General features: G+C 67.7%; 21 protein-coding genes. 10 read left to right on the top strand and 11 right to left on the bottom strand.

The window, feature by feature from the left end:
* Window positions 1-67: 67 nt before the first annotated feature.
* Genes PKO50_RS28600 through PKO50_RS28585 form a run of 4 tightly spaced genes read right to left on the bottom strand, consistent with a single transcriptional unit; the run spans window position 68 to window position 2,492 of the window.
* The gene (locus PKO50_RS28600) at window positions 68-364 is read right to left on the bottom strand and encodes a DUF167 domain-containing protein (protein ID WP_089390952.1); all 297 of its coding nucleotides are present in this window, start codon (window positions 362-364) and stop codon (window positions 68-70) included.
* Window positions 364-957 (bottom strand): YggT family protein, encoded by a 594-nt coding sequence (locus PKO50_RS28595; RefSeq protein WP_089390951.1) that lies wholly within the window; start codon window positions 955-957, stop codon window positions 364-366. Before PKO50_RS28595 ends, PKO50_RS28600 begins: the two co-directional genes overlap by 1 nt.
* 10 nt (window positions 958-967) lie before the next feature.
* The gene (proC, locus tag PKO50_RS28590; protein ID WP_275627910.1) at window positions 968-1,786 is read right to left on the bottom strand and encodes a pyrroline-5-carboxylate reductase; all 819 of its coding nucleotides are present in this window, start codon (window positions 1,784-1,786) and stop codon (window positions 968-970) included.
* 16 nt (window positions 1,787-1,802) lie between these two features.
* Entirely contained in the window at window positions 1,803-2,492 is a 690-nt protein-coding gene (locus PKO50_RS28585; RefSeq protein WP_275627909.1) for a YggS family pyridoxal phosphate-dependent enzyme, read from the bottom strand.
* Window positions 2,493-2,565: 73 nt separating this feature from the next.
* Here PKO50_RS28585 and pilT point away from each other — a divergent pair, with 73 nt between their 5' ends.
* The 5 genes from pilT to PKO50_RS28560 all read left to right on the top strand — a co-directional run bounded on the left by pilT (window position 2,566) and on the right by PKO50_RS28560 (window position 8,224).
* Window positions 2,566-3,600 carry a type IV pilus twitching motility protein PilT gene (pilT, locus tag PKO50_RS28580; RefSeq protein WP_109932577.1) on the top strand — a complete coding sequence of 345 codons (1,035 nt, stop codon included), beginning with the start codon at window positions 2,566-2,568 and terminating at the stop codon, window positions 3,598-3,600.
* A gap of 102 nt (window positions 3,601-3,702) precedes the next feature.
* A complete protein-coding gene (pilU, locus tag PKO50_RS28575) occupies window positions 3,703-4,848 on the top strand; it encodes a type IV pilus ATPase PilU (RefSeq protein ID WP_074977840.1) in 1,146 nt (381 codons plus the stop codon).
* 140 nt (window positions 4,849-4,988) lie between these two features.
* On the top strand, window positions 4,989-5,393 hold the full coding sequence (locus tag PKO50_RS28570) for a TM2 domain-containing protein (RefSeq protein ID WP_275627908.1): 405 nt from the start codon (window positions 4,989-4,991) through the stop codon (window positions 5,391-5,393).
* 288 nt (window positions 5,394-5,681) lie between these two features.
* Complete coding sequence (locus tag PKO50_RS28565; protein ID WP_275627907.1) at window positions 5,682-7,055, top strand: pyridoxal-phosphate dependent enzyme; 1,374 nt, start codon at window positions 5,682-5,684, stop codon at window positions 7,053-7,055.
* Window positions 7,052-8,224, top strand: coding sequence for a cystathionine gamma-synthase (locus tag PKO50_RS28560; protein WP_275627906.1), 1,173 nt, complete (start codon window positions 7,052-7,054; stop codon window positions 8,222-8,224). Before PKO50_RS28565 ends, PKO50_RS28560 begins: the two co-directional genes overlap by 4 nt.
* Window positions 8,225-8,576: 352 nt before the next feature.
* On the opposite strand, the gene PKO50_RS28555 is transcribed toward PKO50_RS28560, so the two are convergent.
* From PKO50_RS28555 to gshB, 7 genes are all read right to left on the bottom strand, one after another.
* Window positions 8,577-9,848 carry a dihydroorotase gene (locus tag PKO50_RS28555; RefSeq protein WP_109937107.1) on the bottom strand — a complete coding sequence of 424 codons (1,272 nt, stop codon included), beginning with the start codon at window positions 9,846-9,848 and terminating at the stop codon, window positions 8,577-8,579.
* Window positions 9,845-10,849: an aspartate carbamoyltransferase catalytic subunit gene (locus PKO50_RS28550; protein WP_089390944.1), complete on the bottom strand. Its 1,005-nt coding sequence runs from the start codon at window positions 10,847-10,849 to the stop codon at window positions 9,845-9,847. The genes PKO50_RS28555 and PKO50_RS28550 overlap by 4 nt, the downstream gene beginning before the upstream one ends.
* A gap of 39 nt (window positions 10,850-10,888) precedes the next feature.
* Window positions 10,889-11,398, bottom strand: a complete 510-nt coding sequence (gene pyrR / locus PKO50_RS28545) for a bifunctional pyr operon transcriptional regulator/uracil phosphoribosyltransferase PyrR (protein ID WP_089390943.1) — start codon at window positions 11,396-11,398, stop codon at window positions 10,889-10,891.
* Window positions 11,399-11,516: 118 nt separating this feature from the next.
* The gene (gene ruvX, locus PKO50_RS28540) at window positions 11,517-11,945 is read right to left on the bottom strand and encodes a Holliday junction resolvase RuvX (RefSeq protein ID WP_074986425.1); all 429 of its coding nucleotides are present in this window, start codon (window positions 11,943-11,945) and stop codon (window positions 11,517-11,519) included.
* Window positions 11,945-12,511 (bottom strand): YqgE/AlgH family protein, encoded by a 567-nt coding sequence (locus tag PKO50_RS28535; RefSeq protein WP_275627905.1) that lies wholly within the window; start codon window positions 12,509-12,511, stop codon window positions 11,945-11,947. Before PKO50_RS28535 ends, ruvX begins: the two co-directional genes overlap by 1 nt.
* Window positions 12,512-12,560: 49 nt before the next feature.
* Window positions 12,561-13,454, bottom strand: a complete 894-nt coding sequence (locus PKO50_RS28530; RefSeq protein WP_275627904.1) for an energy transducer TonB — start codon at window positions 13,452-13,454, stop codon at window positions 12,561-12,563.
* Between the two features lie 84 nt (window positions 13,455-13,538).
* Window positions 13,539-14,510 (bottom strand): glutathione synthase, encoded by a 972-nt coding sequence (gshB, locus tag PKO50_RS28525; protein WP_109937103.1) that lies wholly within the window; start codon window positions 14,508-14,510, stop codon window positions 13,539-13,541.
* Window positions 14,511-14,758: 248 nt separating this feature from the next.
* Here gshB and pilG point away from each other — a divergent pair, with 248 nt between their 5' ends.
* From pilG to PKO50_RS28500, 5 genes are all read left to right on the top strand, one after another.
* Window positions 14,759-15,166, top strand: a complete 408-nt coding sequence (gene pilG, locus PKO50_RS28520) for a twitching motility response regulator PilG (RefSeq protein ID WP_009615249.1) — start codon at window positions 14,759-14,761, stop codon at window positions 15,164-15,166.
* Between the two features lie 44 nt (window positions 15,167-15,210).
* On the top strand, window positions 15,211-15,576 hold the full coding sequence (gene pilH / locus PKO50_RS28515; protein ID WP_009615257.1) for a twitching motility response regulator PilH: 366 nt from the start codon (window positions 15,211-15,213) through the stop codon (window positions 15,574-15,576).
* Between the two features lie 45 nt (window positions 15,577-15,621).
* The gene (locus tag PKO50_RS28510) at window positions 15,622-16,158 is read left to right on the top strand and encodes a chemotaxis protein CheW (protein ID WP_089390939.1); all 537 of its coding nucleotides are present in this window, start codon (window positions 15,622-15,624) and stop codon (window positions 16,156-16,158) included.
* A gap of 83 nt (window positions 16,159-16,241) precedes the next feature.
* Window positions 16,242-18,290, top strand: coding sequence for a methyl-accepting chemotaxis protein (locus PKO50_RS28505; RefSeq protein ID WP_109937102.1), 2,049 nt, complete (start codon window positions 16,242-16,244; stop codon window positions 18,288-18,290).
* Between the two features lie 59 nt (window positions 18,291-18,349).
* A complete protein-coding gene (locus PKO50_RS28500; RefSeq protein WP_275627903.1) occupies window positions 18,350-19,207 on the top strand; it encodes a protein-glutamate O-methyltransferase in 858 nt (285 codons plus the stop codon).
* Window positions 19,208-19,229: the final 22 nt, after the last annotated feature.

The raw sequence follows: 19,229 nt of genomic DNA, 5'->3' as shown, positions 1-19,229 counted from the left end.
CCTGGATTATGAAGCGCGGCGAGGTGGCGTCAATTGGCCTTCATCACATTCCTACATGTAAGGTCGGTCAAGCCGACCCAGCGGTTATCCCCAGCTCCGCCGGCAGCCGCGTCGGCCGGGGGATGCGCACGCGCTTCTGGCGGTTCAGCTCGCCGCTCTCGAGTATTACCGCGCTTTTCGGCACGCCGAAGGCCTTGCCGAGGAAGGCCAGCAGGTGGGCGTTGGCCTTGCCCTCCACCGGCGGGGCGGTGAGGCGGATTTTCAGGCGCTCGCCGTGCAGCCCGGCGAACTCGTCGCGGCTCGCCTTGGGCTGCAGGTGGCAATCGAGGATCAGGTCCTCGCCGTCCCAGCGGTAGAAGCTCATTACATGAACGGGCTCAGTATCTGCGGCATCCCGGTCATGGCGGCGAGATTGCCGATCACCAGCATGTCGAGCAGTTTCAGTGCGATGAACGCGAAGATCGGCGAGATGTCCAGCCCGCCCAGGTTCGGCAGCAGCTTGCGGAAGGGCGCCAGCAGCGGCTCGCAGATCTGGTTCACCAGCTGGGCGCCGGGGTTGTAGCTGCCCGGGGCGACCCAGGAGAGGATCACGCTGATGATCAGGGCGAAGAAGAACACCTTGAGGAACAGCGAGGTCACCGCGATCACCGACCACACCAGCAACTGCAGAACATAGCCGCCGACGCCGTAGCCCATCAGCGTCAGGGTGACGATCATCAGCACCAGCTGGACCAGGATGGCCAGCACCAGGGACGCCAGGTCGACGCCGCCGAAGCCCGGGACCACCCGGCGCAGCGGGTTCAGCAGCGGCTTGGTGGCGCGCACGATGAACTGGCTGAGCGGGTTGTAGAAGTCGGCGCGCACCAGCTGCAGGATGAAACGCAGCAGGACGATCAGCAGGTAGAGGCTGCCCAGTGTCTGGATGACGTAGATGGCAGCGGTGGAAAGTCCGGTCATTTAAGGCTCCTCATTGCCCCAGTTGTTCGGCCAGTTCGGCGGAACGGTGGTCGGCGGCGGCCAGGGCGCGCTCGACCAGTGCTTCGAATCCATTGCCCTGGAAGGAGGTGATGGCGGCTTCGGTGGTGCCCTTGGGCGAGGTCACGCGGCGGCGCAGTTCGGCCGGGCCGACATCGCTGCCGGTGGCCATGCGCGCGGCGCCCAGGGCGGTCTGCAGGGTCAGGCGGGTGGCCACCTCGGGGCTCAGGCCGAGCTTCTGGCCGGCGGCGATCATGGCTTCCATCAGCAGGAAGAAGTAGGCCGGGCCGCTGCCGGAGACGGCGGTGACGGCGTCGATCTGCTTCTCTTCGTCCAGCCACAGGGCGATGCCCACCGCCCCCAGCAGCTGTTCGGCCTGCTGGCGCTGGGCCGCGCTGACCTGGGCGGTGGCGTACAGGCCGCTGGCGCCTTCGCCCAGCAGCGCCGGGGTGTTGGGCATGCAGCGTACCAGCAGCTCGCTGCCCAGCCAGCGCGACAGGCTGGCGCAAGGGATGCCGGCGGCGATGGAGACGACCAGCTGGCCGGGTTCGAGCAGCGCGGCCAGCGGCTCGCAGACCTGCTTCATGACCTGCGGCTTGACCGCCAGGACCACCACGTCGGCGCCGGCGATGGCGCTGGCATTGTCCTCGAACACTTCGATGCCATGCTCGGCGGCGATCTTCGCGCGCTGCTCGGCGCCCGGGTCGCTGGCGCGGATGTGGCTGGCGGGCACGCCCTGGGCGCGCAGGCCGCCGATCAGGCTGGCGGCCATGTTGCCGGCGCCGATGAAAGCGATGCGGGTGGTGCTCATGGGTTGCGTTCCTTGATCAAGAATGGGGACCGTAGTCGCGCGCGCCGAACAGCGCGGTGCCGATGCGCACGCAGGTGGCGCCTTCGGCGATGGCGGCTTCGAGGTCGTGGCTCATGCCCATGGACAGGGTGTCCAGGCCGAGGTTCAGGGCAGTCAGGAGTTCGCGCAGGCGGGCGAAGGCGGCGCGCTGGGCGGCGACGTCCTCGGTGGGTTCGGGGATGGCCATCAGCCCGCGCAGCTTCAGGTTCGGCAGGGCGGCCACGGCGGCGGCCAGGGCCGGCAGCTCCTCCGGGGCGCAGCCGGACTTGCTGGCCTCGCCGCTGACGTTCACCTGCAGGCAGACGTTGAGCGGCGGCGACTGCGCCGGGCGCTGAGCGGACAGGCGCTCGGCGACCTTCAGGCGGTCCACCGAGTGCACCCAGTGGAAGTGCTCGGCGATGGGCCGCGTCTTGTTCGACTGGATGGGGCCGATGAAGTGCCAGGTGAGCGCCAGGTCGGCCAGTTCCGCCTGCTTGCCCAGGGCTTCCTGCAGGTAGTTCTCGCCGAAATCGACCAGGCCGGCGGCATGGGCCTCGCGGATGGCGGCGGCGGGTTTGGTCTTGCTCACCGCCAGCAGCGCAACGCCGCCGGAAGGCCGCCCGCAAGCTTGCTCCGCCTCACGGATACGCTCGCGAACCTTTGCAATATTCTCTGCTATCGTGGACATTACCTGCGCTCTGAGGCCCGGCTGCTGCAAGTTCAGCGGCATTCTACCTGCTTGCATTGGATTGGGGAGTCCCATGGATATTACCGAGTTGCTCGCCTTCAGCGCCAAGCAAGGCGCTTCGGACCTGCACCTCTCGGCCGGCCTGCCGCCGATGATCCGCGTCGACGGCGACGTGCGCCGCATCAACCTGCCGCCGCTGGAGCACAAGCAGGTGCACGCGCTGATCTACGACATCATGAACGACAAGCAGCGCAAGGATTTCGAGGAATTCCTGGAAACCGACTTCTCCTTCGAAGTGCCGGGCGTGGCGCGTTTCCGCGTCAACGCCTTCAACCAGAACCGCGGCGCCGGCGCGGTGTTCCGGACCATTCCCTCCAAGGTGCTGACCATGGAGGACCTGGGCATGGGCGAAGTGTTCAAGCGTGTTTCCGACGTGCCGCGCGGGCTGGTGCTGGTGACCGGGCCGACCGGTTCGGGCAAGTCCACCTCGCTGGCGGCGATGCTCGACTACCTGAACAACACCAAGTACAGCCACATCCTCACCGTCGAGGACCCGATCGAGTTCGTCCACGAATCGAAGAAGTGCCTGGTCAACCAGCGCGAGGTGCACCGCGACACCCTCGGCTTCAACGAGGCGCTGCGCTCGGCCCTGCGTGAGGACCCGGACATCATCCTGGTCGGCGAGATGCGCGACCTGGAGACCATCCGCCTGGCGCTGACCGCCGCGGAAACCGGCCACCTGGTGTTCGGCACCCTGCACACCACCTCCGCGGCCAAGACCATCGACCGTATCGTCGACGTGTTCCCCGCCGAGGAGAAGGCCATGGTCCGTTCCATGCTCTCCGAATCGCTGCAGGCGGTGATCTCCCAGACCCTGCTGAAGAAGATCGGCGGCGGCCGGGTGGCGGCCCACGAGATCATGATCGGCACCCCGGCGATCCGCAACCTGATCCGCGAGGACAAGGTGGCGCAGATGTACTCGGCCATCCAGACCGGCGGCGCGCTGGGCATGCAGACCCTCGACATGTGCCTGAAGTCCCTGGTGGCCAAGGGCCTGGTGACCCGCGACGCCGCCAAGGAAAAGGCCAAGATCCCGGAAAACTTCTGACCTCCCGGGCCTTGCGCCCGGCCAGGCGGCGCGGCACACGCACGGGCGGCCTGGGCGACAGTCTAATCGCACAGTGCGTGAACGAATCAGGTTGGATCGATCATGGAATTCGAGAAACTGCTGCGGCTGATGGTGGAGAAGGGCGCCTCTGACCTCTTCGTCACCGCCGGCGTGCCCCCGTCGATGAAGGTCAACGGCAAGGTGCTGCCGGTGACCAAGACCCCGCTGTCCCCCGAGCAGACCCGCGAGACGGTGCTGGCGGTGATGAACGAGCAGCAGCGCCGCGACTTCGCCGAGCACCACGAGTGCAACTTCGCCATCAGCGCCCGCGGCATCGGGCGCTTCCGCGTCAGCGCTTTCTACCAGCGCAACCTGGTGGGCATGGTGCTGCGCCGCATCGAGACCAACATCCCGACCATCGAGGACCTCAAGCTGCCGGAGATCCTCAAGAAGCTGGCCATGACCAAGCGCGGCCTGGTGATCTTCGTCGGCGCCACCGGCACCGGCAAGTCCACCTCGCTGGCGGCGATGATCGGCTACCGCAACAAGAACTCCACCGGGCACATCATCTCCATCGAGGACCCGATCGAGTACATCCACCAGCACCAGGGCTGCATCGTCACCCAGCGCGAGGTGGGGCTGGACACCGACACCTTCGAGGTGGCGTTGAAGAACACCCTGCGCCAGGCGCCGGACGTGATCATGATCGGCGAGGTGCGCTCGCGCGAGACCATGGAGCACGCCGTGGCCTTCGCCGAGACCGGCCACCTGTGCCTGGCCACCCTGCACGCCAACAACGCCAACCAGGCGCTGGAGCGGATCATCCACTTCTTCCCGGCCGACCGGCACCAGCAGATCTGGATGGACCTGTCGCTGAACCTCAAGGCCATCGTCGCCCAGCAACTGGTGCCGACGCCGGACGGCAAGGGCCGCCGCGCGGTGATCGAGGTGCTGCTGAACACCCCGCTGGCCGCCGACCTGATCCGCAAGGGCGAGGTGCACGAGCTCAAGCCGCTGATGAAGCGCTCCACCGAGCAGGGCATGCAGACCTTCGACCAGGCGCTGTACCAGCTCTACTCCCAGGGCGAGATCACCTACGAGGACGCCCTGGCCTACGCCGACTCGGCCAACGACCTGCGCCTGATGATCAAGCTCGGCTCGGAAACCGACGCCGACCACCTGTCCAGCATGACCCAGGGCCTGACCCTGGAGCTGAGCGACGACGACCCCAACCGCCGCTTCCGCTGAGCCGCCGCCCCGAAAAGCCCGCCCCAAGGCGGGCTTTTGCCATCCATGGGTTTGTATTCCCCGCGACTTTTCTTACAGTGATGGCAAACCCGCCGCGATTGCGCCGGTCGAATCCAGGAATCCCCGCCAAGGAGCGCTCCATGCCCAACACCCCCGACACCCACAGCAAGGTCATCGGCTACCTGCTGTGGATCTTCGGTTTCACCGGTTCCCACCGCTTCTACTATGGCAAGCCGGTGAGCGGGACCATCTGGTTCTTCACCCTGGGGCTGTTCTTCATCGGCTGGATCATCGACCTGTTCCTGATCCCCTCGATGGACGACGAGGCCGACCTGCGCTACCGCAGCGGCGCCCTGGACTACAACGTCGCCTGGATACTGCTGACCTTCCTCGGCGTGTTCGGCGTGCACCGCATGTACATGGGCAAGTGGCTGACCGGCATCCTCTACCTGTGCACCGGCGGCCTGTTCTTCATCGGCGTGCTCTACGACTTCTGGACGCTCAACGCCCAGGTCTCCGAGCGCAACGGCCCGCAGCGGATCTGACCTTGCCCGCTCCTGCAAGAAGCCATGCTCGCCAGCACCGTAGGACCTTGTCCGCGATAGCCGGACGTATCGGCGCGGTTCGCGGATGAGATCCGCTCCTACACCGCCCAGCCACGCCGTTCCCCTGTAGGGGGCGCCCTGCGCGCGATTGCGGGCCGGGCCCACGCCTGCGCACCGGTCTTTTCGTCGTGGCCGCCTGGCGGTCGGGCAGGCGCCGGCCTATGGTCAGGAGGACCATAAAGGCGCGCCGCCGGGCGATCCCCGTGGCGCCGACAAGGAGTGGATGCCATGAGCAACGAACTTCGTCCTGCCGTACTCGACCTGATCGGCAATACCCCGCTGGTGCAGGTCACCCGCTTCGATACCGGCCCCTGCACCCTGTTCCTCAAGCTGGAATCGCAGAACCCCGGCGGCTCGATCAAGGACCGCATCGGCGTGGCCATGATCGAGACCGCCGAGCGCGACGGCCGCCTGAAGCCCGGCGGGACCATCGTCGAGGCCACCGCCGGCAACACCGGCCTGGGCCTGGCCCTGGTGGGCCGCGCCAAGGGCTACCGGGTGGTGCTGGTGGTGCCGGACAAGATGTCCAGCGAGAAGGTGCTGCACCTCAAGGCCATGGGCGCCGAGGTGCACATCACCCGCTCCGACGTCGGCAAGGGCCACCCGGAGTACTACCAGGACGTGGCCGCGCGCCTGGCGCGGGACATCCCCGGGGCCTTCTTCGCCGACCAGTTCAACAACCCGGCCAACCCCCTGGCCCACGAAACCAGCACCGCCCCGGAAATCTGGCAGCAGACCGGCCATGACCTCGACGCCATCGTCGTCGGCATCGGCTCGGCGGGCACCCTCACCGGGCTGACGCGCTTCTTCCGCCAGGTACAGCCGGACCTGGAGATGGTCCTGGCCGACCCGGTGGGCTCGGTGATGGCCGGCTACGTGCGCGACGGCACCCTGGGCGAGGTGGGTTCCTGGGCGGTGGAAGGCATAGGCGAGGACTTCATCCCCTCCATCGCCGACCTTTCCAGCGTACGCCACGCCTATTCCATCAGCGACGAGGAAAGCTTCGCCCACGCCCGCGAGCTGCTGCGCGCCGAGGGCATCCCCGGCGGTTCCTCCACCGGCACCCTGCTGGCCGCCGCCTTGCGCTACTGCCGCGAGCAGACGCAGCCCAGGCGCGTGCTCAGCTTCGTCTGCGACACCGGCACACGCTACCTGTCCAAGGTCTACAACGACCAGTGGATGACCGACCAGGGCCTGCTGCAGCGCAAGCGCTACGGCGACCTGCGCGACATCATCGCGCGGCGCTTCGAGGAGGGCCGGGTGATCAGCGTGGGGCCGGACGACACCCTGCTGACGGCCTTCCAGCGCATGCGCCTGGCCGACGTCTCGCAGCTGCCGGTGCTGGCCGACGGCAAGCTGGCCGGGGTCATCGACGAATCCGACATCCTGCTGGGCGTGCACGCCGACGCCAGCCATTTCCGCCAGCCGGTGGCCAGCGCCATGACCACCCGCCTGGAAACCCTGGCCCCGGACGCCAGCCTGGCCGAACTGCAGGCCGAGCTGGACCGCGGCCTGGTCGCCATCATCGCCGACGCCTCGGGCTTCCACGGCCTGATCACCCGTTTCGACTTGCTCAACCACCTCCGGAGAACGCTCCCATGAGCCAGGATTCCCAAGCGCCCCGCGGTTTCGCCACGCGGGTCATCCACGCCGGCCAGGCGCCCGACCCCTCCACTGGCGCGCTGATGCCGCCGATCTACGCCAACTCCACCTACCTGCAGGACAGCCCCGGGGTGCACAAGGGCCTGGACTACGGGCGCTCGCACAACCCCACGCGCTGGGCCCTGGAGCGCTGCGTGGCGGACCTGGAGGGCGGCAGCAGGGCGTTCGCCTTCGCCTCCGGGCTCGCGGCCATCTCGGCGACCCTGGAGCTGCTCGACGCCGGTTCGCACATCGTTTCCGGCAACGACATCTACGGCGGCACCTTCCGCCTGTTCGAGCGCGTGCGGCGGCGCAGCGCCGGGCATGAGTTCAGCTTCGTCGACCTCACCGACACCGGCGCCATCGAGGCCGCGTTGCGCCCGGAAACCCGCATGGTGTGGATCGAGACGCCGAGCAACCCGCTGCTGCGCCTGGCCGACCTGGAGGCCATCGCCCGCCTGTGCCGCAGCCGCGGCATCCTCTGCGTGGCCGACAACACCTTCGCCAGCCCGCGCATCCAGCGCCCGCTGGAGCTGGGCTTCGACGTAGTCGTGCACTCGACGACCAAGTACCTGAACGGCCACTCCGACGTCATCGGCGGCATCGCCGTGGTCGGCGACAATCCCGAGCTGGCCGAGCGCCTGGGCTTCCTGCAGAACGCCGTGGGCGCCATCGCCGGCCCCTTCGATGCCTTCCTCACCCTGCGCGGGGTGAAGACCCTGGCCCTGCGCATGGAGCGGCACTGCGCCAACGCCCTGGATCTGGCCCAGTGGCTGGAACGCCAGCCGCAGGTGGCGCGGGTGCACTACCCGGGCCTGCCCTCGCACCCGCAGCACGAACTGGCCAGGCGGCAGATGAACGGCTTCGGCGGGATGATCTCCATGGACCTGGCCACCGACCTGGCCGGCTCGAAACGCTTCCTGGAGAACGTGCGCATCTTCGCCCTGGCCGAGAGCCTGGGCGGGGTGGAAAGCCTGATCGAGCACCCGGCGATCATGACCCACGCCACCATTCCGCCGGCTACCCGGGCGGAGCTGGGCATCGGGGATGCATTGGTACGGCTGTCGGTGGGGGTGGAGGATGTCGAGGACCTGCGTGCGGATTTGGCGCAGGCGTTGGCGACTATCTAACTAAGGGGGCTTTTCGTAGGAGCGAGCTTGCTCGCGAATGGTGCTTCCCGGCCATGCTGTGCATAAGGTGACCTCCGTTCCCTCTCCCCAGCCCTCTCCCTGAAGGGAGAGGGGGCTTGTTCGTGCCGAGAGGAGGAATGGTTTCAGCTGGAAACCGCAGAGACAGCCGGCTAGCTACGGAATATCCAACTCTGCCCAACGGTCCCCTCTCCCTTCAGGGAGAGGGTTAGGGAGAGGGAGCGGAGCCAGCCGATACACCGTGGCCACCGGAAAGTACCGTTCGCGAGCAAGCTCGCTCCTACAGAAAACGAAAAAGCCCGCCAACTGGCGGGCTTCTTCATGCCTGACAAGCTCAGACCGCGTGAACGATATGCCCATCCACCAGCGTGCAGCGCACCGCGCCCGGCAGGCAGTGGCCGATGAACGGGCTGTTCTGGCCGCGGGAGTACCAGGTCTCGCCGGCCAGGGTCTGGCCCTCGGCCTCGAACAGCACCAGGTCGGCGGCCTCGCCCACGGCGATGCGGCCGGCCGGCAGGCGCAGCGCTGTGGCCGGGCCGCTGGTCAGGCGCGTCAGCAGGGTCGGCAGGTCGAGCAGGCCGTCCTGCACCAGGGTCATGGCCAGCGGCAGCAGCAGCTCGACGCTGCTGATGCCCGGCTCGGTGTCGGCGAAGGGGGCGTTCTTGGCGTCCGCCTCGTGGGGCTGGTGGTGGCTGGCGATGGCCTGCACCACGCCGCTCTTCACCGCCTCGCGCAGGGCGTCGCGGTCCTTGCGCGAGCGCAGCGGCGGCTGCACGTGGTAGAGGCTGGAGAAGTCGGCCAGGGCCTCGTCGGTGAGGATCAGTTGGTACAGCGCCACGTCGGCGGTCACCGGCAGGCCGCGGGCCTGGGCCTGGGCGATCATCTCCACGCCGCGGGCGCTGGTCAGTTGGCTGAAGTGCGCGCGCACGCCGCTCTGTTCCACCAGCAGCAGGTTGCGGGCCAGGGCCACGGTCTCGGCGCTCTCGGGGATGCCGGCCAGGCCGCGGAAGCTGGCGGTGGGGCCGTCGTGGGCCAGTCCGCCCTGGGCCAGTTCGGCATCCTGGGAGGTGAAGATCACCGTTAGGTCGAAGGTCGCCGCGTATTCCAGCGAGCGCAGCAGCACGCGGTTGCTGGCCAGGGGCGCCAGGCCGTTGCTGAAGGCCACGCAGCCAGCGTCGCGCAGGGCGGCCAGTTCGGACAGCTGCTCGCCGGCCAGGCCGCGGGTCAGCGCGCCAATGGGGAAGACCTTGGCATTGCCGGCCTCGCGGGCGCGGTCGAGGATCAGCTCGGCCACCGCCGGGGTGTCCAGCACCGGTTTGGTCTGCGGCGGGCAGCACAGGCTGGTGACGCCGCCGGCGCTGGCGGCGCGGGTTTCGCTTTCGATGTTGCCCTTGCGGCTGTAGCCCGGCTCGCGCAGGGCGACGTTCAGGTCCACCAGGCCGGGCGCGGCGATCAGGCCGGCGGCGTCCAGTTCCTGGGCGGCGTGGAAGTCGGCCGGGGCCTGGCCCAGGGCGATGATCCTGCCGGCTTCGATGTGGACGTCGCAGACCTGGTCCAGGCCGCTGGCTGGGTCGATGACGCGAGCGCCGTGAATGCTGACGGTCATTGCGCGTCCTCCTGTTCCAGCTGGCGTTGGGCGTTCTGCCCGCTCATGGCCATGGACAGCACGGCCATGCGGATGGCGATCCCGTAGGTCACCTGGTTGAGGATCACCGACTGCTCGCCGTCGGCCACCGCGGATTCGATCTCCACGCCGCGGTTGATCGGCCCCGGGTGCATGACGATGGCGCCCGGCCTGGCCAGCCTCAGGCGCTTCTCGGTCAGGCCGTAGAGCTTGAAGAACTCGCCTTCGCTGGGCAGCAGGCCGCCCTGCATGCGCTCGCGCTGCAGGCGCAGCATGATGACCACGTCGACGTCCCTGAGGCCTTCGTTGGCGTCGGTGAACACCTTCACCCCGTAGACTTCCTCCAGGCCGATGGGCAGCAGGGTGCGCGGGGCGATGACGCGGATGTCCGGGCAGCCGAGGGTCTTCAGCGCCAGCATGTTCGAGCGCGCCACCCGCGAGTGCAGGACGTCGCCGACGATGGCCACCGAGAGGTTCTCGAAGCCGCCCTTGTGGCGGCGGATGGTGAGCATGTCGAGCATGCCCTGGGTCGGGTGGCCGTGGCGGCCGTCGCCGCCGTTGATCACCGCCACCCTGGGGCTGACGTGCTCGGCGATGAAGTGCGCCGCGCCGGAGTCGCTGTGGCGCACGACGAACATGTCGGCGGCCATGGCCTCGAGGTTGCGCAGGGTGTCGGTGAGGGTCTCGCCCTTGCTGGTCGAGGAGGTCGACACGTTCAGCGTGATGACGTCGGCGGACAGGCGCTGGGCGGCCAGTTCGAAGGTGGTGCGGGTGCGCGTGGAGTTCTCGAAGAACACGTTGCACACGGTCTTGCCGCGCAGCAGCGGGACCTTCTTCACCGCGCGCGCGCCGACTTCGAGGAAGGAGTCGGCGGTGTCGAGGATTTCGGTCAGCAGCTCGCGGGGCAGGCCGTCGAGCGAGAGGAAGTGGCGCAGCTGGCCCTGGTCGTTGAGCTGCAGCGGGCGCTTGGCGTCTGTCGGCATGGGGCAGGCCCTGAATGGTGGAAAGGGTGGCGCGCGCGTTCAGAGCGCGCTGATGAGGGTGCGCTCGAGGACGAGTGGTGCGGGACCGCGCAATTTTACCCTTTCATTGGGGGCCAGCGACAGGGTCTGGCCGACCACGTCGGGGCGGATCGGCAGTTCGCGGGCGTTCAGGTCCAGCAGGCAGACCAGGGTCACGCTGGCCGGGCGGCCGTAGTCGAACAGCTCGTTGAGCGCGGCGCGGATGGTGCGGCCGCTCATCAGCACGTCGTCGACCAGGACCAGGTGCTGGCCGTCGATCTCGAACGGCAGTTCCGACGGACGGACCTGCGGGTGCAGGCCGCTGCGGGTGAAGTCGTCGCGGTAGAAGGACACGTCGAGGATGCCGAGGATCTCCTCGCTGTGCAGTTCCTTGAGCAGGGCCTGGGCGACCCAGATGCCGCCGGTGTGGATGCCGACGAAGCGCGGCGCGTCTATACCGCGCTCGGCGAGGTGGTTGCGCAGGTCGGTGGCCATGCGCGGCAGGAGTTCGGCGGGGCTGGGCAGGTTCATGACATCTCCTGGATGACTCGTGGCGGTCCAGGCTGGGCCGCCGTGGATTCCTCGGGCGCCCGTGCGGCGGGTACCCGCTCAAGATTAGCGCGTGTGCCGCGGCCGGCACTGCCGCAGGTCAAGCGCCGCCGTGCGCCTCCAGCCAGCCCTCGAGCAGCAGGGCCGCGGCCAGGGCGTCCACCGGGCGTTCGCGGTAGCCGTCGCGCTGGCCCTGGGCCAGGCGCTCGCCCTTGGCGGCGTAGGTGGTCAGGCGCTCGTCGTGGGTGTGCACCGGCAGGTTGTAGCGGCCGTGCAGGCGGCGGGCGAACTTCTCGGCGCGCTCGCTCATCTCGCTGGGCGTGCCGTCCATGTTCAGCGGCAGGCCGACGACGATGGCGTCGGGCTGCCATTCCTTTATCAGCGCCTCGACGCGGTTCCAGTCCGGCACGCCGTTCTGCGCCTTGAGCACGCAGAGTTCGCGGGCCTGGCCGGTGACCGCCTGGCCGACGGCGACGCCGATCTGCTTGGTGCCGTAGTCGAAGCCCAGCAGCAGGCGCGGCGCGGCCATCAGGCGTGCCCGGCCTGGGCGGTGAGCAGGCTGAGGTTGATCCCCAGGCGCTGCGCGGCGGCGGCCAGGCGCTGCTCGGCGGGCACGTCGAAGAGCACTTGCAGGTCCGCCGGGCAGGTCAGCCAGGCGTTGTCGGCCAGCTCGGCCTCCAGCTGGCCGGCTTCCCAGCCGGCGTAGCCGAGGGCGATGACGCTCTGCGCGGGGCCGCTGCCGTCGGCGATGGCGAACAGCACGTCCTGGGAGGTGGACAGGTTCAGCTCGCCCAGCTCCAGGGTGGCCTGGAACAGCTGCCCGGCCGGGTGCAGGACGAAGCCGCGGTCGGTCTGCACCGGGCCGCCGCTGTAGACGGTGATGCCCTGGCAGCGCGCCGGCGGCAGGGGCTCGGGGCGCAACTGCTCGAGCACGTCGCTGAGGTTCAGGCCGCTGGGGCGGTTGATCACCAGGCCCATGGCGCCCTGCTCGTTGTGCTCGACCAGGTAGGTGAGGGTCTGGGCGAAATGGGGATCGGCCATGTGCGGCATGGCGATCAGGAAGTGGTGCTTGAGGTAGGTGGGCGCTGTGTTCATGGCGCTAGTTTCAGGCTTGGGCGCGCGGCCTGCAAGCTGCCCGCAGAGCCTAGCGGCTGGACAGCCGGTCGCCGCGCTCGAAGCGCCAGGTGCGGATGATTTCCAGGCGGTCGATGTCCGCCAGGTCGCCGGTGAAGGGGGCGAAGGGCGCGGCCAGGCGCACGATGCGCTGGGCGGCCTGGTCCAGCAGCGGCTGGCCGGAGGACTCCAGCACCTGCACCTCGTACAGCGAGCCGTCGCGGTTGATCGACACCAGCATCCGCAGGCTGCCGTAGATGCGCTGGCGGCGGGCCTCGTCGGGGTAGTTGAGGTTGCCGATGCGCTCGATCTTCTTGCGCCACTCCTCCTTGTACCAGGCGCCCTTGTCGCGCATGGTCGAGGCGGCGGTCAGGCGGTGGATGCGCGGGCGCTTGGCGTAGGCCTGGCGTTCCTTGGCCAGGTCCGCCTCGAGGCTGGAGATTTCCGCCGACAGCTGGCTGGAGTCGAACTGCGGCACCGGCTGGGCGACCTGCTCGGCCTTGGGCTTCTGCGGCTTGGCCTGGACCTTCTGCGGCTTCGGCGCCTTGGTGGCCACCGCGGTCTTCGGCGACTCCGCCTCCTTGGCCTGCTTCGGCGTTGGCGGCGGGGCGACCTTCTTCGCCTCGCTGTCCTGGAACGGCGCCTGCTCGGTGGTCTTGGGGACGGCCTTGTGCTCGAGGGTGCCGCTGCCTTCCTGGTTCATCTGCGCCAGGTAGTCGGCCTTCTCCGGCTTCTTCTCGCTCTTGAAGGTGGCCAGGGTGATTTCCAGCGTCTTGCTCAACTGGCTCGGGTGCGGCATCGAGAAGCCCACGCCGAGGATCAGCGCCACATGCAGCACCGCCGCCACGAACAGGGTGAAGCCCAGGCGGTCCGCCGGGCGGACGCCGGAGGACGGGAAGGCTTGGGGGGAGGTTGCAGCGTTCATTGCATATCGAGCCGGCCGGGGTGGGCGAAGTCTGCTTTCCCCGGCCGCCGCCTGCAAGCGGCAAGCGTCAAGTTGTCGGTTGCGTCAAACTTGCGCCGCCGCCTGGCGGGCCTTGAGCTTGCCGGCGATGGCGTCCATCAGGCGCTCGCCGATGCGGGTGTCGTAGGCCTTGTCGATCTCGCGAATGCAGGTCGGGCTGGTGACGTTGATCTCGGTGAGGTAGTCGCCGATCACGTCCAGGCCGACGAACAGCAGGCCGCGCTCGCGCAGCTGCGGGCCGACCTGCCCGGCGATCCAGCGGTCGCGCTCGGACAGCGGCTGGGCCACGCCGCGGCCGCCGGCGGCGAGGTTGCCGCGCGTCTCGCCCTGCGCCGGGATGCGTGCCAGGCAGTATTCCACCGGCTCGCCGTCGATCATCAGGATGCGCTTGTCGCCGTCCTTGATCTCCGGGATGTAGCGCTGCGCCATGATCTGCTGCTGGCCGTGCAGCGTCAGGGTCTCGAGGATCACCGAGAGGTTCGGGTCGCCCTCGCGGTGGCGGAAGATCATGGTGCCGCCCATGCCTTCGAGGGGTTTGAGAATGATGTCACGATGTTCGGCGGCGAACTCGCGCAGAATGTCGGCGCGCCGTGTGACCAGTGTCGGCGGCGTGCACTGCGGGAACAGCGTGGCGAAGAACTTCTCGTTGCAGTCGCGCAGGCTCTGCGGCCGGTTCACCACCAGGGCGCCGGCGCGCTCGGCCTGTTCCAGCAGGTAGGTGGAATAGATGTACTCGTTGTTGAAGGGCGGGTCCTTGCGCATCAGGATCACGTCCAGCTCGGCGAGCGGCAGGTCGGTCTCCTGGCCCAGCTCGTACCAGCGTTCGGCATCGTCGAAGACCTTCAGGGAGCGGACCTTCGCCCGCGCGGCGTTCGCTTTCTGGTAAAGATCCCGTTGTTCCATGTAGAAGAGCGACCAGCCACGGGCCTGGGCCGCCAGCAGCATCGCCAGGGAGCTGTCCTTCTTGAAGTTGATGCTGGCGATGGGGTCCATCACGATGCCCAGGCGTACGCTCATGGGGAAGTCCTCCGAAAGGGGCAGGTGCGGCGACAAACCGCGCCGAAAAGGGCGGAAAAGAGTGCTCAGGGTGGCGCCGGATATGTGCCCGGTCAAGGAAAAAGCCAGCGCATCCGGGGTGTTATGGATGGATGCGGGAGAGTGTGCTAAAAGACTCCGACGATTGGGTCGCAGCCCGAACGGTGGCAGGGCGTCAGCGCACTGAATATAAGACAGTAACGATTCACCGAGATGGTAAAAGGGCGAACATGGAACAGCATTCCGATGGTTTGAAGGTCATGGTCATCGACGATTCCAAGACGATCCGTCGTACCGCCGAAACCTTGCTCAAGAAAGTCGGCTGCGATGTCATCACGGCCATCGATGGCTTCGACGCGCTGGCGAAGATCGCCGACACCCATCCGAACATCATCTTCGTCGACATCATGATGCCGCGCCTGGACGGCTATCAGACCTGCGCCCTGATCAAGAACAACAGCGCCTTCAAATCCACCCCGGTGATCATGCTGTCCTCCAAGGACGGCCTGTTCGACAAGGCCAAGGGTCGTATCGTCGGTTCCGATCAGTACCTCACCAAGCCTTTCAGCAAGGAAGAGCTGCTCGGCGCCATCAAGACCCACGTGCCAGACTTCACCCCGGTGGAGCAAGCTTCCTGATGTCCGGCCCTGCGTGCCGGTGATGCCTTTTCCTGGGGACCCCAATGGCTCGAATCCTCATTGTTGATGACTCTCCGACCGAGATGTACAAGCTGACCGCGATGCTGGAGAAGCATTCGCACCAGGTGCTCAAGGCCGAGAACGGCGCCGACGGCGTCGCCCTGGCGCGCCAGGAGAAGCCGGACGTGGTCCTGATGGACATCGTCATGCCCGGGCTGAACGGCTTCCAGGCCACCCGCCAGCTGTCCAAGGACCCGGAGACCAGCGCCATCCCGGTCATCATCGTCACCACCAAGGACCAGGAGACCGACAAGGTCTGGGGCAAGCGCCAGGGCGCGCGTGACTACCTGACCAAGCCGGTCGACGAAGAAACGCTGCTCAAGACCATCAATGCGGTACTCGCCGGCTGATGCCCGGCGGGGCCCGAATAACTATTAGAAAAGGCCAGGGCCGGCATGTCTGAAGTCCAGAGTCCCTACCAGCTTCTCGTCGAGATCGACCAGCGCTGCCGTCGCTTGGCTGCCGGCCTGCCGGCGCAGCGCGAGGTCGTGCAGAGCTGGAACGGCATCGGCTTCCGCATGGCTGGGCGCCTGTTCGTGGCGCCCATGGGGGAGGTCGGCGAAGTGCTCCACGAGCCGCGCTACACCCTGCTGCCCGGCGTGCGCGAGTGGGTCCGGGGCGTGGCCAACGTCCGCGGTCGGCTGCTGCCGATCATGGACCTGTGCGGTTTTCTCGGCGCGGAGCTGTCGCCATTGCGCAAGCAGCGCCGCGTGCTGGTGGTGGAACACGGGGAGGTGTTCGCCGGGCTCATCGTCGATGAGGTCCTGGGCATGCAGCACTTCCCGGTGGACGCCTTCAGCGAGCAGTTGCCGCCCCTGGAGGCGGCGCTGCAACCCTTTGTTCATGGCGTATTCCATCGAGAGCAGCCCTGGCTGGTATTCAGCCCGCATGCCCTGGCGCAGCACCCGGGCTTCCTCGACGTCGCCAGCTAGTTGAAACCGGTTGGGTCGGGGACTTCCGGCCCGTGTCGTGACATGGAAACCGAAATCGTGGTGGGTCCAGGCGGGGGCCGTATATGAAGAAAATCAAGACAGGCAATCTCTTTTCGGGGGCGCGCAGCAGTTCACTGATCGCGGGGCTGTTCATCGTCCTGATCGTCTCGATCGTGCTGCTGTTCGCCAACTTCGCCTACCTCAACACCCAGTCGAACCACGACAAGCAGTACATCGGCCACGCCGGCGAACTGCGCGTGCTGTCGCAGCGGATCGCCAAGAACGCCACGGAAGCGGCGGCGGGCAAGAGCGAGGCGTTCAAGTCGCTGAAGGACGCCCGTAACGACTTCGAGAAGCGCTGGAACGTGCTGCTCAAGGGGGACGAGACCACCGGCCTGCCGCCGAGCCCGGCCGACGTGCAGGTGCCGATGGCCGACGTGCAGAAGGACTGGGACCTGCTGCGCAAGAACACCGACTCCATCCTCGCCAGCGAGCAGACCGTGCTCTCGCTGCACCAGGTGGCCGCGACCCTTGCCGAGACCATCCCGCAGCTGCAGGTGACCTACGAGGAAGTGGTGGACATCCTCCTGGAAAGCGGCGCGCCGGCCGACCAGGTCGCCGTGGCCCAGCGCCAGTCGCTGCTCGCCGAACGTATCCTCGGCTCGGTGAACAAGGTGCTCGCCGGCGACGAGAACTCGGTGCAGGCCGCCGACAGCTTCGGCCGCGACGCCAGCCTGTTCGGCCGGGTGCTCAAGGGCATGAAGGAAGGCAACGCGGCGATGAGCATCTCCAAGGTGACCAACGCCGAGGCCGTCGACCGCCTCAACGAGATTTCCGAGCTGTTCGAGTTCGTCTCGGGCTCGGTGGACGAGATCCTCGAGACCTCGCCGGAACTGTTCCAGGTCCGCGAGTCCGCCAACACCATCTTCAGCAGCTCGCAGACCCTGCTGGACAAGGCCTCCAAGCTGGCCGACGGCTTCGAGAACCTGGCCGGCAGCCGTCACCTCAACCAGGTGGCGAGCGTCGCGCTGGCGATCCTCGCCCTCGGCTCGATCATCCTCATCGGCCTGGTGATGGTGCGCGAGACCAACCGCCGGCTGGCCGAGACCGCCGAGAAGAACGAACGCAACCAGGCGGCGATCCTGCGGTTGCTCGACGAGATCGCCGACCTCGCCGACGGTGACCTGACCGTGGCCGCGACCGTGACCGAGGACTTCACCGGTGCCATCGCGGACTCCATCAACTACTCCATCGACCAGCTCCGCGAGCTGGTGGAAACCATCAACCTGACCGCCGTGCAGGTGGCCGCCGCCGCCCAGGAAACCCAGGCCACGGCGATGCACCTGGCCGAGGCTTCCGAGCACCAGGCCCAGGAAATCGCCGGCGCCTCCGCGGCGATCAACGAGATGGCGGTGTCCATCGACCAGGTATCGGCGAACGCCTCCGAGTCCTCGGCGGTAGCGGAACGTTCCGTAGCCATCGCCAACAAGGGCAACGAGGTGGTGCACAACACCATCACCGGCATGGACAACATCCGCGAGCAGATCCAGGACACTTCCAAGCGGATCAAGCGCCTGGGCGAATCGTCCCAGGAGATCGGCGACATCGTCAGCCTGATCAACGACATCGCCGACCAGACCAACATCCTCGCCCTGAACGCCGCGATCCAGGCGTCCATGGCCGGTGACGCGGGCCGCGGCTTCGCCGTGGTGGCGGACGAGGTACAGCGCCTGGCGGAACGTTCCTCCGCCGCGACCAAGCAGATCGAGGCGCTGGTGAAGACCATCCAGACCGACACCAACGAAGCGGTGATCTCCATGGAGCAGACCACCTCCGAAGTGGTCCGCGGTGCCCGCCTGGCGCAGGACGCCGGTGTGGCCCTGGAAGAGATCGAGAAGGTATCCAAGACCCTGGCGGCGCTGATCCAGAACATCTCCAACGCCGCCCGTCAGCAGGCGTCGTCCGCCGGCCACATTTCCAACACCATGAACGTGATCCAGGAGATCACCTCGCAGACCTCCGCCGGTACCACCGCCACTGCGCGCAGCATCGGCAACCTGGCGAAGATGGCGAGCGAGATGCGCAACTCGGTATCCGGCTTCAAGCTGCCGGACCTGGCAGAACGGGCCTGAGCGGAGGTGCGCGGGGCTGAAGGGCACCGCGCACGACAGTCTTGAGCGAGAGGCGCGACATGCAGGCAACTGGCGTCTGGTCGTTGCAGCCGTTGGCCGACATGTCGGCGGCGGAGTTCCGCGACTGGCAGGCTCTGCTGGAAGAACGCACCGGCGTGGTGGTCAACGAACAGCGCCGGACCTTCCTGCAGACCAGCCTGGGCGCGCGCATGCGCGAATTGGGCATCGGCGACTACGCCAGCTACTACCGCCAGGTCACCGACGGCCCGCGGGGCGCGGTGGAGTGGTCGAACCTGCTGGACCGCCTGACCGTCCAGGAAACCCGCTTCTTCCGCCACCTTCCGTCCTTCGAGCTGCTCGCCGGCTACGTCCGCGAGCGCCTGCCGGCGCTGGGGCGGCCGCTGGCGCTGTGGAGCGTGGGCTGTTCCAGCGGCGAGGAGCCGTACTCGCTGGCCATGGTGGTCGCCGAGGCGCTGGGCGAACTGGAGCTGCCGGCGCTGTACGGGGTGAGCGGCACCGACATCAGCCTCAGCGCCCTGGGCAAGGCCCGCGAGGCGCTGTACCCGGCGCGCAAGCTGGCGGATGTCGGGGACGAACTGAAGCGACGCTATTTCCGGGAAGAGGCCGACGGCCGCTACCGGGTACGACCCGAGCTGGCCGAGCGGGTGTGCTGTACGCGATTGAACGTGCTGGACCTGGGGCAGGCGCCCATGTCCGGCCTGGACGTGATCTTCTGTCAGAACCTGTTGATCTACTTCCGCCGCTGGCGGCGCCGGGACATCCTCAACCGCCTGGCCGAGCGCCTGGCGCCGGGTGGGCTGCTGGTGATAGGCGTCGGCGAGGTGGCTGAATGGCAGCACCCGGACCTGGTGCCGGTGGCCGACGAGCGGGTTCTGGCCTTTACCCGGAAGGGATGACACAGACACATGAGTGGAGTGG

This window comes from Pseudomonas sp. 273, assembly GCF_029201425.1.
Classification (GTDB): Bacteria; Pseudomonadota; Gammaproteobacteria; order Pseudomonadales; family Pseudomonadaceae; genus Pseudomonas; species Pseudomonas delhiensis.
This window is presented reverse-complemented; position numbering and strand designations above follow the sequence as displayed.

Excerpts from the sequence above, each read along its gene's own strand:
- PKO50_RS28585 (WP_275627909.1), bottom strand. The coding sequence starts at position 2,492 with ATGTCCACGATAGCAGAGAATATTGCAAAGGTTCGCGAGCGTATCCGT.
- proC (WP_275627910.1), bottom strand. The coding sequence starts at position 1,786 with ATGAGCACCACCCGCATCGCTTTCATCGGCGCCGGCAACATGGCCGCC.
- pyrR (WP_089390943.1), bottom strand. The coding sequence starts at position 11,398 with ATGAACCTGCCCAGCCCCGCCGAACTCCTGCCGCGCATGGCCACCGAC.
- ruvX (WP_074986425.1), bottom strand. The coding sequence starts at position 11,945 with ATGGCCGCGCCGCGCCTGCTGCTGGGCTTCGACTACGGCACCAAGCAG.
- PKO50_RS28510 (WP_089390939.1), top strand. The coding sequence starts at position 15,622 with ATGTCTGAAGTCCAGAGTCCCTACCAGCTTCTCGTCGAGATCGACCAG.
- PKO50_RS28500 (WP_275627903.1), top strand. The coding sequence starts at position 18,350 with ATGCAGGCAACTGGCGTCTGGTCGTTGCAGCCGTTGGCCGACATGTCG.
- PKO50_RS28530 (WP_275627904.1), bottom strand. The coding sequence starts at position 13,454 with ATGAACGCTGCAACCTCCCCCCAAGCCTTCCCGTCCTCCGGCGTCCGC.
- pilH (WP_009615257.1), top strand. The coding sequence starts at position 15,211 with ATGGCTCGAATCCTCATTGTTGATGACTCTCCGACCGAGATGTACAAG.
- PKO50_RS28505 (WP_109937102.1), top strand. The coding sequence starts at position 16,242 with ATGAAGAAAATCAAGACAGGCAATCTCTTTTCGGGGGCGCGCAGCAGT.
- PKO50_RS28535 (WP_275627905.1), bottom strand. The coding sequence starts at position 12,511 with ATGAACACAGCGCCCACCTACCTCAAGCACCACTTCCTGATCGCCATG.
- pilG (WP_009615249.1), top strand. The coding sequence starts at position 14,759 with ATGGAACAGCATTCCGATGGTTTGAAGGTCATGGTCATCGACGATTCC.
- PKO50_RS28555 (WP_109937107.1), bottom strand. The coding sequence starts at position 9,848 with ATGACCGTCAGCATTCACGGCGCTCGCGTCATCGACCCAGCCAGCGGC.
- PKO50_RS28600 (WP_089390952.1), bottom strand. The coding sequence starts at position 364 with ATGAGCTTCTACCGCTGGGACGGCGAGGACCTGATCCTCGATTGCCAC.
- PKO50_RS28550 (WP_089390944.1), bottom strand. The coding sequence starts at position 10,849 with ATGCCGACAGACGCCAAGCGCCCGCTGCAGCTCAACGACCAGGGCCAG.
- PKO50_RS28595 (WP_089390951.1), bottom strand. The coding sequence starts at position 957 with ATGACCGGACTTTCCACCGCTGCCATCTACGTCATCCAGACACTGGGC.
- gshB (WP_109937103.1), bottom strand. The coding sequence starts at position 14,510 with ATGAGCGTACGCCTGGGCATCGTGATGGACCCCATCGCCAGCATCAAC.
- PKO50_RS28565 (WP_275627907.1), top strand. The coding sequence starts at position 5,682 with ATGAGCAACGAACTTCGTCCTGCCGTACTCGACCTGATCGGCAATACC.
- PKO50_RS28560 (WP_275627906.1), top strand. The coding sequence starts at position 7,052 with ATGAGCCAGGATTCCCAAGCGCCCCGCGGTTTCGCCACGCGGGTCATC.
- PKO50_RS28570 (WP_275627908.1), top strand. The coding sequence starts at position 4,989 with ATGCCCAACACCCCCGACACCCACAGCAAGGTCATCGGCTACCTGCTG.
- pilT (WP_109932577.1), top strand. The coding sequence starts at position 2,566 with ATGGATATTACCGAGTTGCTCGCCTTCAGCGCCAAGCAAGGCGCTTCG.
- pilU (WP_074977840.1), top strand. The coding sequence starts at position 3,703 with ATGGAATTCGAGAAACTGCTGCGGCTGATGGTGGAGAAGGGCGCCTCT.